The 12,531-nt window shown below is 48.2% G+C and carries 14 protein-coding genes; 2 read left to right on the forward strand and 12 right to left on the reverse strand.

Going from position 1 to position 12,531, the window contains the following annotated elements:
• Positions 1-24 precede the first annotated feature (24 nt).
• The 12 genes from rseP to HQ393_RS06270 form a co-directional block, all read right to left on the reverse strand.
• The gene (gene rseP / locus HQ393_RS06215) at positions 25-1,365 is read right to left on the reverse strand and encodes an RIP metalloprotease RseP (RefSeq protein ID WP_179357966.1); all 1,341 of its coding nucleotides are present in this window, start codon (positions 1,363-1,365) and stop codon (positions 25-27) included.
• An 8-nt stretch (positions 1,366-1,373) separates the two neighbouring features.
• Entirely contained in the window at positions 1,374-2,579 is a 1,206-nt protein-coding gene (ispC, locus tag HQ393_RS06220; RefSeq protein WP_179357967.1) for a 1-deoxy-D-xylulose-5-phosphate reductoisomerase, read from the reverse strand.
• Between the two features lie 33 nt (positions 2,580-2,612).
• Positions 2,613-3,434 (reverse strand): phosphatidate cytidylyltransferase, encoded by an 822-nt coding sequence (locus HQ393_RS06225; RefSeq protein ID WP_179357968.1) that lies wholly within the window; start codon positions 3,432-3,434, stop codon positions 2,613-2,615.
• A gap of 3 nt (positions 3,435-3,437) precedes the next feature.
• Entirely contained in the window at positions 3,438-4,139 is a 702-nt protein-coding gene (gene uppS / locus HQ393_RS06230; protein WP_179358418.1) for a polyprenyl diphosphate synthase, read from the reverse strand.
• A 71-nt stretch (positions 4,140-4,210) separates the two neighbouring features.
• A complete protein-coding gene (gene frr, locus HQ393_RS06235) occupies positions 4,211-4,768 on the reverse strand; it encodes a ribosome recycling factor (protein WP_179357969.1) in 558 nt (185 codons plus the stop codon).
• Between the two features lie 112 nt (positions 4,769-4,880).
• A complete protein-coding gene (pyrH, locus tag HQ393_RS06240; RefSeq protein ID WP_179357970.1) occupies positions 4,881-5,600 on the reverse strand; it encodes a UMP kinase in 720 nt (239 codons plus the stop codon).
• Between the two features lie 141 nt (positions 5,601-5,741).
• Positions 5,742-6,626 (reverse strand): translation elongation factor Ts, encoded by an 885-nt coding sequence (gene tsf, locus HQ393_RS06245; RefSeq protein ID WP_179357971.1) that lies wholly within the window; start codon positions 6,624-6,626, stop codon positions 5,742-5,744.
• Between the two features lie 94 nt (positions 6,627-6,720).
• A complete protein-coding gene (rpsB, locus tag HQ393_RS06250; protein ID WP_179357972.1) occupies positions 6,721-7,446 on the reverse strand; it encodes a 30S ribosomal protein S2 in 726 nt (241 codons plus the stop codon).
• A gap of 186 nt (positions 7,447-7,632) precedes the next feature.
• Complete coding sequence (locus HQ393_RS06255; protein WP_179357973.1) at positions 7,633-8,442, reverse strand: tetratricopeptide repeat protein; 810 nt, start codon at positions 8,440-8,442, stop codon at positions 7,633-7,635.
• Complete coding sequence (locus HQ393_RS06260) at positions 8,439-9,413, reverse strand: MlaD family protein (RefSeq protein WP_179357974.1); 975 nt, start codon at positions 9,411-9,413, stop codon at positions 8,439-8,441. The genes HQ393_RS06255 and HQ393_RS06260 overlap by 4 nt, the downstream gene beginning before the upstream one ends.
• Positions 9,410-10,006 (reverse strand): P-loop NTPase family protein, encoded by a 597-nt coding sequence (locus HQ393_RS06265; RefSeq protein ID WP_179357975.1) that lies wholly within the window; start codon positions 10,004-10,006, stop codon positions 9,410-9,412. Before HQ393_RS06265 ends, HQ393_RS06260 begins: the two co-directional genes overlap by 4 nt.
• Positions 10,007-10,010: 4 nt before the next feature.
• Positions 10,011-10,706, reverse strand: a complete 696-nt coding sequence (locus tag HQ393_RS06270) for an ABC transporter permease (protein ID WP_179357976.1) — start codon at positions 10,704-10,706, stop codon at positions 10,011-10,013.
• A 181-nt stretch (positions 10,707-10,887) separates the two neighbouring features.
• Here HQ393_RS06270 and trxB point away from each other — a divergent pair, with 181 nt between their 5' ends.
• Both trxB and HQ393_RS06280 read left to right on the forward strand, forming a co-directional pair.
• The gene (gene trxB, locus HQ393_RS06275) at positions 10,888-11,841 is read left to right on the forward strand and encodes a thioredoxin-disulfide reductase (RefSeq protein ID WP_179357977.1); all 954 of its coding nucleotides are present in this window, start codon (positions 10,888-10,890) and stop codon (positions 11,839-11,841) included.
• A 308-nt stretch (positions 11,842-12,149) separates the two neighbouring features.
• Entirely contained in the window at positions 12,150-12,341 is a 192-nt protein-coding gene (locus HQ393_RS06280) for a hypothetical protein (RefSeq protein WP_179357978.1), read from the forward strand.
• Positions 12,342-12,531 lie beyond the last annotated feature (190 nt).

Here is a 12,531-nt window from a genome sequence, read left to right on the forward strand (position 1 = left end):
GATCGGCTGTGAGAAAGTAAATGATTAACCCTGAAGCAGGCGAGTCGCATCGTTAAACAAAGCGAGCGCCATTAACATGAGCAAAAGAGAGAGGCCAATTTTCTGCAACCACTCGGTAACAAGCAAGGACACTGTTTTGCCTGTAACTAGTTCGTAGCTATGATACAGCAAATGTCCGCCATCCAGAATCGGTACGGGTAGCAGATTCAATACGCCCAAACTGATACTGATCAGCGCTAAAAATTGCAGATAGGCCAACCAGCCAATTGATGCGCTTTGTCCTGCATATTCAGCAATTCCCAGCGGCCCACTCACTTGTTTTGGTGAAATAGCACCAGTGAGCATTTTGCCAAACATGCGCACAGTCATCACCGACATTTGATAGGTTTTAACGACACCCATGTGCAAGGCGTCAAGTAAACCTAATTTGACCTTAACCGCTTGCTGCGCATTTTTTGCAGAGTCAGACTCAGGCGCCAAGCCTAGACGAGGGCGTAATTGGCCATCGGAATCTTGCATCTTGGGTTTTGCCGTCAGCATCAGGTTCTGCTGCTGGCGCTTAATTTCCAATTGAAGATCTTTATGTCCTAGCTTTAAAACCAAAGCCTGTACATCAGACCAATCGTGCACTGGATTTTGATTGATTGCTAAAATTTCATCACCAACTTTCACGCCAGCCAAATCTGCAGCGCCCTGCGGCTGAACAAAAGCGACAATGCGTTGGCTAGCAAAGGGTGAAATACCAATGCGGCTAAGCAAACGTTGGTCAAATTGCTCGGCCTTAAGGCTAGACAACGATAACACTAATTGCCGTTCTTGCTTGTGAGCATCACGAACGCCGATTGTGACTTCAGGTTCACCCGCATAATCAAACAACTCAACTTGTAGCTGATCCCAAGTGTCTATTGTATTTTTACCTACTTGGGTAATTTGATCACCACTTTTGAACCCAGCTTGCTGCGCAATACTGCCGGGCATGACCGTGGCAACTTGAGCCTTAATGCTATCGACGCCATGCAAATAGCAGGCCGTAAATGCCAAAACTGCAAATAATAGGTTGGCAAAAGGTCCGGCAAACACCACCGCCATTTTCTTTAACGGATGTTGTCGATTAAAAGCCTTGGCTTGGACATTGCTCGCAACTGGCGCTTCATTTTCATCCATCATGCGCACAAAACCGCCCAATGGAATCATCGCAATTTGCCAAGTTGTATCACCGCGCTTCCATTGGAGAATGGGCTTACCAAAACCAATTGAAAAGGTTAATACCCCTACCCCGCATTTCTTTGCAACCCAGTAATGGCCATATTCATGGACAAATACCAGCAAAGCAATTGCAAATAGGAAGGAAAAAAAGGTAAGCATAGTCGCACTTAGCTCCAAGCAGCTACAGTAGCTATCGCAGTTTTTCGCGCGGCCTGATCTGCCTGCAATAAGGACTCTAAACTTTCATCGGACAAACCCGCATGACGATTTAGCGTCGATTCGATTAGCTCAGGAATTTGGGTGAACGCGATTTTCTTAGCCAAGAAGCTTTCAACGGCAATTTCATTGGCGGCGTTCAACACCGCTGGCGCAGCGCCACCTTGGCGGATTGCGTTATAAGCCAATCCTAGGCATGGAAAACGTAGCATGTCGGGCGCTTCAAAATCAAGCCTTGCAATACTAAACAAATCCAGTGGCTTTACACCGGCTTCAATACGCTCGGGATAGGCCAAACCATAGGCAATCGGTGTTCGCATATCGGGCGAACCTAATTGAGCAATCACAGAACCATCTCGGTATTGCACCATAGAATGAATCACACTCTGCGGATGCACTACAACCTCAATCGCATCGAGGGGCGCATTAAACAGCCAATGCGCTTCAATCACTTCCAAGCCCTTATTCATCAAGCTCGCCGAATCCACCGAAATCTTGCGCCCCATCGACCAATTGGGATGCTTAATGGCTTCTTCTGGGGTAATCGATGAGAGATCTGAGAGTGCGCGCGTGCGAAATGGCCCGCCCGATGCGGTGAGCAATAGTTTTTCAATGCCCGCAGCAGCAAAGCTACTTTGGTAAGGAAGTTCACGAAACTCAATAGGCAACGATTGGTAGATCGCATTATGTTCGCTATCAATCGGCAGCAACTCAGCACCTGATTGCGTAATAGCATCCATAAATAATTTACCCGCCAGCACGAGTGTTTCTTTATTGGCTAGCAGTACGCGTTTACCAGCTTTTGCTGCGGCCAGAGTAGCAGGCATGCCTGCTGCACCCACAATGGCAGCCATCACCGTATCAACTTCACTCGCAACAGCGATTTCAATTAAAGCAGCCTCCCCCACCAATACTTCTGCTTTAATTTGGCGCAAGACCAAATCTTGTCGCACTAATTGTGCATTTTGCTCTGTAAGTACAACGATGAATTTCGGATGAAATTGCGCTGCGATTTCAACCAATTTGTCACATTGTGACGCGCCTGATATTGCAAAAACCTCATAGCGTTCAGGATGACGTGCGATGACATCTAAGGTGCTTTGGCCAATACTTCCTGTGGCACCTAAAATGCTGACCACGCGCTTTTTACTTTGCATATGACAACCTATTTCCAACAAACTGGGTATCGATCAGATATATTGCGCCAGATAAATCGCAGCACTCACGGGCAAAATAGCCAATAAACTATCAATGCGATCAAGCACACCGCCATGCCCAGGCAACAGACTACTACTGTCTTTCATGCCTGCTTGGCGCTTAAACAAGGATTCAATTAAATCGCCCATCACACTTACGGCAGTCAATACCAGTGCAATAATCAACCAGCCAACTACTTGGGCAGCATCGGAGTTTAGCGCGGGAACGGACGAAAACAGCAGAAAAGGCTTTGGTAATAATTGCACGTAGATCACGACAGCCAATGTGCCGCCAAAAACACCTTCCCAGCTTTTGCCAGGGCTGATGCTGGGGGCCAATTTTCTCTTACCAAAAGCTTTGCCGGTAAAATAAGCAAAAGTATCCGCAATCCACGCGATCATCATAACCGCCAATAATGTCCAACCATCGGGATGTAAAATCACCATGGACATAGCTGCGGGGGTCAAAATGAGTAGGCCCAATAGCGCATTTAAATTACCCGCATTGGCTAAGATCCATTTCTTTTTAAGCCAAAAGGGCACCGCCAGTAGCCAGAATATGGCGGAAGCAAAGATCAAACCGATTCTGAGTTCTAACGGCAAAAAGTACCATAGCAACAGAAAAACAGCGGGCACTATAAGTGGATAGAGCTTAGCGAGCGACCCATTCATTGCTGCGAGACGCTGCCATTCCCAAGCGGCAAACCCCAATAAAGCGGCACAAAAGAGTACCCAATATTGTGGCGGTAGCATAAACATATCAAGCAAGATGATAGGTAATAAAACGCAGGCCGTGATAATGCGTGTTTTTAGCATGGTTTACTCGCTCAGCTGTTCGCTAATTCGACCAAAACGTCGTTCGCGCTGCTGATACCACGCAATTGATTCAATTAACTGGGTACGCCCAAACTCAGGCCAAGCCAAGTCGGTAAAATATAACTCGGTGTAGGCCAATTGCCACAGCAAAAAGTTGCTAATCCTTTGTTCACCGCCAGTCCGAATAAAGAGATCTGGATCTGGCGCATAGGACATTGCTAAATAAGGCTGCAGGTCTTGCTCAGTATACGTCGTGAGCATCGCAGGATTTAGCGTCAACAACTGCCTAGTGGCCTGCATAATATCCCAATGACCACCATAATCTGCTGCGATAGTTAGGCATAAACCTGTGTTAGCTGCCGTTTTTGCCTCAGCCGACTCGATCATTGCAACCAAATCAGCGGAGAACTTTTCGCGACGGCCAATTATTTTTAGGCGAATATTATTACGCATCATGCGTTCAATTTCGCCCTCTAACACCTGCAAGAACAAGCCCATTAGGAACGTGACTTCGTCGGCAGGACGACGCCAATTCTCACTTGAAAAGGCAAAAACGGTCAAATAGCCGATTTTTAACTCATCACAAGCACGAATCACATCTCGCAAAGCATCAACGCCTTTTTTGTGCCCATAAACCCTTGGCATCATGCGTTTTTTTGCCCAACGACCATTACCATCCATAATCACCGCGATGTGCTGCGGCATTTTGCCATTGAGAGCATCCAAAGATTGCTCACTGGCACGATTAAACAAAGCCACGTTCTACCGCCTTTCGATTAAACAGTCAGCAATTCTTTTTCTTTATCAGCCAACTGGCGATCTAGATCGGCAATGTATTTATCAGTCAATTTTTGGATATCATCTTGACCACGGCGCTCATCATCTTCAGAGATTTCTTTATCTTTCAAAGCGCGCTTGAGTTGATCATTCGCATCGCGGCGTACATTTCGCACCGCCACACGTGCATCTTCAGTTTCACCACGAACCACCTTGATGAGGTCTTTGCGACGCTCTTCAGTCAGCATTGGCATTGGGACACGAATCAATTCGCCCTGAGTTGCTGGGTTCAAACCCAGATCGCAATCGCGAATGGCTTTTTCTACTTTGCCAACCATATTTTTTTCATAGGGTTGCGCGCCAATCGTGCGCGAGTCAATCAGGGTAATATTCGCTACTTGATTAACAGGTACCATGCTACCGTAATACTCGACTTGCACATGATCAAGCAAGCCAGTGTGCGCGCGACCGGTACGGATCTTTGTTAAATCAGTTTTTAATTTATCGGCCGTTTTGGCCATTTTTTCTTCGGTTGATTTTTTGATATCAGCGATCATTTTCGATAACCTCTACAACGAATAAGCAAGAAAGCAGCTTGCAATAAAAAACAGGCGGGATTATACCCCGCCCGTCGTGATGGGTTTAAACCATCTTGAGTTCGATACAATCTTAGCAGTGTACCAGTGTACCCTCATCTTCCCCAAGCACAACGCGCTTCAAACCGCCTGGTTTGAAGATACTTAATACGCAAATATTCATTTTTTGGTCACGACAAAGCGCAAAAGCAGTTGCATCCATTACTTTCAAGTTGCGACCAATGGCTTCATCAAAAGTCACTGATTGATAGCGAACTGCATCGGGATTTTTCTTTGGATCATCTGTATAAACGCCATCAACTTTAGTGGCCTTCAGTACGATATCAGCACCAACTTCCATACCGCGCAACGCCGCTGCAGTGTCGGTGGTAAAGAAAGGATTGCCGGTACCTGCACCAAAAATCACGACTTTACCTTCTTCAAGGTAGCGGATTGCTTTGCCGCGAATATAAGGTTCAGCAACCTGCTGAATTGTTAGGGCTGACTGCACTCGCGAAACGATGCCAGCATGACGCATTGCGTCTTGCAAGGCCAGTGCATTCATAACCGTCGCCAACATCCCCATATAATCGGCTGTTGCACGATCCATACCAGATGCAGCGGGCGCTACACCGCGGAAAATATTACCACCGCCGATCACAATGGCCACCTGCACGCCCAGATCAACGACTTCTTTAATCTCTTGCACGATCCGGTCGATAGTGGCGCGATTGATGCCGTAGCTATCGTCCCCCATCAATGCTTCGCCGGAGAGTTTTAACAGAATACGGTTGTATTTTTTAGGCTGGCTCATACGTTTTCCTTATTAGATTACTCGGGCGTGGTCGTGTAGTAGTCATAACAACGCTGCGCGCATGGTCGTAGAAACGCCGCGCTTGGTGGCGCGGCGTTTACAATCAATCTGCGCGGCGTTAATTCAGTCTAATTTATAGACTTAAAGTTGTGCTGCTGCAGCAACTTCAGCGGCGTAATCAACCACTTTCTTCTCAATGCCTTCACCCACGGTGAACATTGTGAATGCAGTAACAGTTGCGCCATTAGCTTTAACCAATTGCTCGATAGTTTGCTTGCCGTCTTCCGCTTTAATGAACACTTGGTTCAACAAAGTCACTTCTTTCAGGAATTTAGCAACGGTACCATCAGCAATTTTTTCCAACATTTCTGCTGGTTTGCCAGATTCTTTAGCACGTTCGATTGCAACGCGACGCTCAGTTTCAACCAACTCAGCATCAACACCTGAAGCATCCAGTGCTTTTGGTTTGCTTGCAGCAATGTGCATTGCCAAATCACGGCCCAATTGCTCGTCGCCGCCAGTCACGTCAACCAATACACCGATTTTCGCGCCGTGCAGGTAAGCAGCCAATTGACCCGCAGTTTCGTAACGTACGAAACGACGCAAAGTCATGTTCTCGCCCAACTTAGCGATAATCGCGTTGCGAGCTTCTTCAACTGTTTCGCCAGAATCAGTTTTAACCGCGCCCAATGCAGCAACATCAGCTGGGTTAGCAGTTGCAACCGCTTTAGCACATGCTTTAGCGAAGGCAACGAAGTTTTCATCTTTACCAACGAAGTCTGTTTCACAGTTTACTTCGATGATCGCGCCTACTTTTTTGTCATCAGAAATGTAAGCAACAACAGTACCTTCAGCAGCAGTACGACCTGCCATTTTAGATGCTTTGTTACCAGACTTGATGCGCAAAACTTCTTCAGCTTTTTTGATATCGCCATCAGCTTCAACCAGTGCTTTTTTGCACTCCATCATGCCAAGGCCAGTCAGTTCGCGCAGTTCGCCAACCATTTTTGCAGTAATCGCAGCCATGAATTTCTCCTGAATAAGGACTTCAGTTTATTAGGTCAATGTTACAAAAAAGGGGCGAAACGCCCCTTTTTGATGTTTTCGCTTGTCGCTAGAATTACTCAGCAGCAGCTTCGCTAACTGCAGCAACCAAAGCTTGAGTCGCTTGGTTACGACCTTCCAGAACGGCATCAGCAAATGCACGAGCGTACAAACGAATCGCACGTGATGAGTCATCGTTACCTGGAATTACGTAATCGATACCTTCTGGGTTGTTGTTAGTATCAACAACACCGATTACAGGGATACCGAGCTTTTTAGCTTCAACGATCGTACCAGCTTGGTAACCAGTGTCGATAACGAAAATCGCATCTGGCAAGCCGCCCATCTCATTGATACCGCCCAATGAACGCTCAAGTTTTTCAACATTGCGTTTCATGTCCAGCAATTCTTTCTTGCCGTAGCCAGTGCCTTCTGCATTTTCCAACACAGCTTTCATGTCGTTCATGCGTTTGATCGATTGCTTAACTGTTTTGTAGTTAGTCAACATACCACCCAACCAGCGGTGATCAACGTATGGTGAATTTGCACGAGCAGCTTCTTCAGCGATGATTTCGCGAGCAGCGCGTTTAGTACCCACGAACAGTACGTTACCTTTGTTTGCAGACAATTGACGCACGAATTTCAGTGCATCTTCAAACATTGGCAATGTTTTTTCGAGGTTGATAATGTGAATCTTGTTGCGAGCGCCGAAAATGTATTTGCCCATTTTCGGGTTCCAGTAACGGGTTTGGTGGCCGAAGTGAACACCGGCTTCCAGCATATCGCGCATGCTAACAGACATTGATTTCTCCAAAGTCTCAGGGGTTAAGGTCTTCCGCCCGTAGGAACTTAAAATCAATTTAAGCACCCTTGAGATACGGACGGGAAAATTACTGCACAAACCGTTTGTACAGCTAGTCGGCGATTATAACCGCACAAGTGACTGCAATTCAAGTAAAACGCGCCGACTTTCTCCATACTAAACACATTACTTGCACGCCATAGCGGCGCACAAGCTGGCGATCCGCTTTTCGGTGCTACTGATTAATGCCGCATTTTGTTGTTGCTGCGCGATGAGCAGCAACAATCGATAATCTTCCAGCAGCCAATCTGGCCGGGCGAGCTGCCGATCTAGTAGCAGCCCCTGCTCCAGCTGAGTTTGCGCCGCGACAGCTTGATTTTGCGCTAGCAAACTTTGCGCGCTGAGGCGATAAGCGTGAGCGCGCTCGGCCGCTTCACTCTCAGGTGCGCTAGCAATCACGGACTGAGCCAGTTGTTGCACCAGCCCCCAGTTTTGCTCGACCGCCGCAATGCGTGCATTGAGATTTTTCTGTGCCCAAATCAAGCTGCATTCAGTGGGGCAAATCGCAACCGACTGATTTAGATAATCCTTAGCTTGATGGGTGTCTGGCAAAGACAATTGCGCCAGTTGAAACAGAGCTTGTGCCTGCGCAGTTGCGCCAAACAGCGGCTCGTTCTGCATCGGTAACAAAACCTCTTTCGCCGCGTTCACATCACCCAGCCGCCGCTCCGTCTGAGCTAGCCCGAGGCGAGCCATCCCCTGCCCATTCCAATCATCAAGCGCCTGATAGAGTTGCAGAGTCTGACGCCACAGCAGTTGCGCATTATCCAGATCATTGCGATGTATTGCCTGCAATGCTTTGCTATGTGTTGATTGCACATCTATACGCAAAGGGGGTATTGGCTGTTTAGCAGGGCTAACACAGCCCACCAAGGCAGCGACAACAATTGCAACGCACATTTGCTTGCCGATGTGGCGGTTTATATCATTCATCATCGACTCTCCGCGGTGGGGGCAAGCAAAGCAGGCGTGCTAAAGGCGCGACTCAATGGCCAAGTTTGTTGCAGCCCCTCGAGCGTTTGATCGCCACGTTGAATCAAAGCATCGCTATCACGAATCAAACCGGGAATATAGGGCGCTGATTTCTCGACCGTTTTGCGAGTCATATGCATCGCGGCGCTGGCATCATTGCTCAAAGCCTGCACACTCACCATCGTCGAAGCGGCCCCCGCGAATAAATGCGGCAGTTGTTTTGCCACTTCACTGGCAATGACATCCGCTCGATTGAGCAATTTATCAGCACTCGCCAAAGTAGCGCGCCCTTCCTGATCCAACAAACCATCGGCACGCAATAGCACTTGATCAACCTTCTCGCGTGTCTGCCTCACTTCGGCGGTCAATTGCTGCACATTGGTCAGCGTTTGGCGGATATCCCCTTTTGGATCGTTCAGGTAATCCAATGTTTGCTGGATTGAGTCAAAAATTGGCACCGTGCGATTGCGTAAATCCACGGCAATGTCAGCTAAACCCATGGCGGGGACAAAAGACAAAGTACCGCCTTCGGCCAATTCTTTACCAGTTTTAGTGCCGCCAGAAATCTCGATAAAATGGTCGCCAATGACGCCTTCCTGCTGCAAGATGGCGATGGAATCGCTCTTCACCCACTTCATATATTGCTGTTCAATTAATAAATCGACATCCACCATGCCGGGGCCATCAAGCGCCACTTCATCGACAACACCAATACGAAAGCCAGACAAACGCACTTGCATACCCGGCACCAGCCCAGCGCCGCTTTCGGCGATGAAATGCACGCGCGTTTTACTATTAAATAGCCCTTGCCGCTCGGCCAAAACCAAGACCAAGATCACAATAATCAGCCCGATCACGCTGGCAAACAATCCAACCCGCCAGCCTAATAACTGAAAACGCGGGTCGATGTCTTTGAGAAATTGATGCTGCTTCATAACGATGCGATTTCGCCTTGCACTTCTGTGAATAGTTTAACTGGAGTATAGCCCTCGGGGGCATGTTCAGAGCACAACACAATGACATACTCCAAGCCAGTATAATAATCGAATACCTGTGACAACAAAGACTGCCTCACTCTGGATTGCTGCAACCAAACCAACCACTCCTCATCGAGGATTAAATACTTAGGATGTTGCAATAAGGCACGCAATAGTGCTGCTACCCGGCGATGGGTGATATCCAGTTGGGCCGGTAAAAGCGTCAAATTATGACTAAATAAAGCTTGGTCAAACTCAAATGGACGCAAAAAATCCTGCAAGCGCAAATCCAGATCAGCCAGCGACTCGCCCGAGTGATACCACGAGGGCAAGACGATGTTTTCCCAAACCCGCAAATTACTAATAAACACCGGCTTGGCTTCCAAAATACCCAAAGCGCCATCGGCCTGCGCATGAATCCGCTGCGCTAACTCATCGATTACCGCCTTGCTGAGATCTTCATCATCGATCAGCAAAGCATAGCGTCCTGCCGCTGAACACGGATCAGGGGAAAATTGCCAACGACTGGCATGAGGAAACAGAGATTTCACGCGCTTACCTTACAATTGCCCAGATTAAATCGAGCGCAAACAGTGCAAACAAACCACGCATCACCGCGCGCGAAGCTGATTTGGGTATCTCAGTGGCGCTCAATTGCACATTAAGCCCGGAATGACACGCCAAAATACCGCCCGCCAGACCAAAACTGGCCGCTTTTGCCAAACACAGCAGCACATCATTCATGCGCAACACGCGTTCAATCGCCAAAACTTGATAACTCGCATCCCAGCCCGCAATAAATATCACCCCACCTAACATCGCGCCGAGCGCCATACACGCAGTCAGCAAAACAGCAGAACTCATCATACCCAACACGCGCGGCAAGACCAGATAACTCACAATCGAAATATTCATCCGCTCCAATTCGCGCACTTCACCGGTTACTCGCATTGAAGCCATTTCAATCGCAATGGCGGACGCCGAGCGCGCCATCACAATCAACACCGTCAATAAGGGGGCCAACTCGCCAAACGTCAAAGAAGCCAACAAGCGCATTGCATTATCTCGACTTTGGCCGTATTGATCGTGCAATTGGGTAACGACAATGCCACCCAGCGCAAAGCCGATAAAAAACATCAGCCAAGCGGCTTCATTCGCGGTGAAATACACTTGCTTGAGGTAAACACGGCGCACTGGCGCACGCGCAAAACCCGAAAAAGCGTGTAAATATGTTTGAAACCATCTTTTCAAATCGAAAAGCCCACCCATCTAATCAGAATAAATCGGCCAAGTGCCGATATTGCGATAGCAACTATCGCCACGATAGCAACAAACGAATAGAACGTCACCGCACAAAGCCTTAAACTAGCGGCATTCTTGCCTTTGTAGCAAATTTGAGCATTACGTTTACTCACAATAAAAGGACCCCACCATGGCGACTCAACACCATCGTTTGCTGATTCTCGGCTCTGGCCCTGCAGGTTACACTGCGGCAGTTTATGCAGCGCGCGCGAATTTGAAACCTGTATTAATCACAGGGATCGCGCAAGGCGGCCAATTGATGACGACAACTGACGTCGACAACTGGCCTGCTGATGCAGACGGTGTCATGGGCCCTGAGTTGATGAGCCGTTTCCAAAAGCACGCCGAGCGTTTCGGCACTGAAATGATCTTTGATCATATTCACACCACGCACCTGAACGAAAAACCAATCCGTTTGGTCGGTGATTCGGGCGAATACACTTGCGATGCTTTGATTATTGCGACAGGCGCCTCAGCCCAATACTTGGGTCTGCCATCCGAAGAAGCATTTGCGGGTCGTGGCGTATCAGCTTGTGCCACTTGTGATGGTTTCTTCTATCGCGGCAAACCCGTTGCGGTCGTGGGCGGTGGTAATACCGCCGTTGAAGAAGCGCTGTATCTGGCCAATATCGCCAGCCACGTGACCTTGATTCACCGCCGTGACACTTTCCGCTCAGAAAAAATCCTGATCGATCATCTGATGGAAAAAGTAGCCGAAGGCAAAATCACCCTCGAACTCAACCAAACACTGGATGAAGTTTTGGGCGACGCCAGCGGCGTGACCGGCGCGCGTTTGAAACAATTTGGTGGCGAAGCGACTAAAGACATTACTGTAGATGGCGTCTTTATCGCGATTGGCCACAAACCCAACACCGATATTTTCAAAGGCCAGCTCGATATGGATCAAACAGGCTACCTGATCACGCAAGGCGGCCGTAATGGCAACGCCACCGCCACCAGCATTGCTGGCGTGTTTGCCGCAGGTGACGTGCAAGATCACATCTACCGTCAAGCAGTGACTTCTGCCGCCAGCGGTTGCCAAGCAGCACTCGATGCTGATCGTTACTTGGAAAGCTTGCGCTAATATTTAGCGGGTATACAGCATAAAACTTTGCTAGATAAGCCCTACAGCAATATACCCACAAAGCCTGTGTAGATTTAATCGCTACACAGGCTTTTTTATTTGCGTAAAAAACTCAAGCAACAAGCACCGAATTGGTGCACCGCACCACACTGACCGAAAGCTTTCGCGACATCTGTTGCATAGATTCAATATTCGATAAAAAATGGTGTCTTGTCTTCAAATTGACATACATAATTGACATGCTTGCTGGGCTGTACTCGGGGCTACAAAGCCAAGAATTACTGGTTTAACCTTTATGAGGAATCACCATGTCTCTGCCGTCTACGTTCAAAACCTCTCGTCAACGCCGCTCGCTGGAAGAAGCACAACGCAATATGGAAATTGCAGTGATGGGCACGTATCGAAAACAATTTGAAACCAAACGCCAGATCCGCAACGCTTTGGCAGACCTTGCAGCGGAAAGAGCCGAAAAATCGCTTGATTATCTTGAGCAACTATAAAAAACACCCCGTTTAAAACCCCTTTGCAGCCAAAGGGGTTTTTTATTGCCTGACACATTCTCAAACGTGCTCGATTGATTAGTCGCGTCACCAAGCCAATTTTGCACATTCCCTTTACCTGCACCTCTTTCTAAAGCCTAGCCGTGCATCTGCTTGAGCGCCGTTGCCGCTTCCTATCCAGCCAGCGGCC

This window comes from Chitinibacter bivalviorum (genome assembly GCF_013403565.1).
GTDB lineage: Bacteria > Pseudomonadota > Gammaproteobacteria > Burkholderiales > Chitinibacteraceae > Chitinibacter > Chitinibacter bivalviorum.

What these genes read in the sequence shown, in the direction of transcription:
- rpsB (WP_179357972.1), bottom strand. Translation starts at nt 7,446, where the DNA reads ATGTCTGTTAGCATGCGCGATATGCTGGAAGCCGGTGTTCACTTCGGC.
- frr (WP_179357969.1), bottom strand. Translation starts at nt 4,768, where the DNA reads ATGATCGCTGATATCAAAAAATCAACCGAAGAAAAAATGGCCAAAACG.
- pyrH (WP_179357970.1), bottom strand. Translation starts at nt 5,600, where the DNA reads ATGAGCCAGCCTAAAAAATACAACCGTATTCTGTTAAAACTCTCCGGC.
- HQ393_RS06255 (WP_179357973.1), bottom strand. Translation starts at nt 8,442, where the DNA reads ATGATGAATGATATAAACCGCCACATCGGCAAGCAAATGTGCGTTGCA.
- uppS (WP_179358418.1), bottom strand. Translation starts at nt 4,139, where the DNA reads ATGCCGCAGCACATCGCGGTGATTATGGATGGTAATGGTCGTTGGGCA.
- HQ393_RS06225 (WP_179357968.1), bottom strand. Translation starts at nt 3,434, where the DNA reads ATGCTAAAAACACGCATTATCACGGCCTGCGTTTTATTACCTATCATC.
- trxB (WP_179357977.1), top strand. Translation starts at nt 10,888, where the DNA reads ATGGCGACTCAACACCATCGTTTGCTGATTCTCGGCTCTGGCCCTGCA.
- ispC (WP_179357967.1), bottom strand. Translation starts at nt 2,579, where the DNA reads ATGCAAAGTAAAAAGCGCGTGGTCAGCATTTTAGGTGCCACAGGAAGT.
- HQ393_RS06280 (WP_179357978.1), top strand. Translation starts at nt 12,150, where the DNA reads ATGTCTCTGCCGTCTACGTTCAAAACCTCTCGTCAACGCCGCTCGCTG.
- rseP (WP_179357966.1), bottom strand. Translation starts at nt 1,365, where the DNA reads ATGCTTACCTTTTTTTCCTTCCTATTTGCAATTGCTTTGCTGGTATTT.
- tsf (WP_179357971.1), bottom strand. Translation starts at nt 6,626, where the DNA reads ATGGCTGCGATTACTGCAAAAATGGTTGGCGAACTGCGCGAACTGACT.
- HQ393_RS06260 (WP_179357974.1), bottom strand. Translation starts at nt 9,413, where the DNA reads ATGAAGCAGCATCAATTTCTCAAAGACATCGACCCGCGTTTTCAGTTA.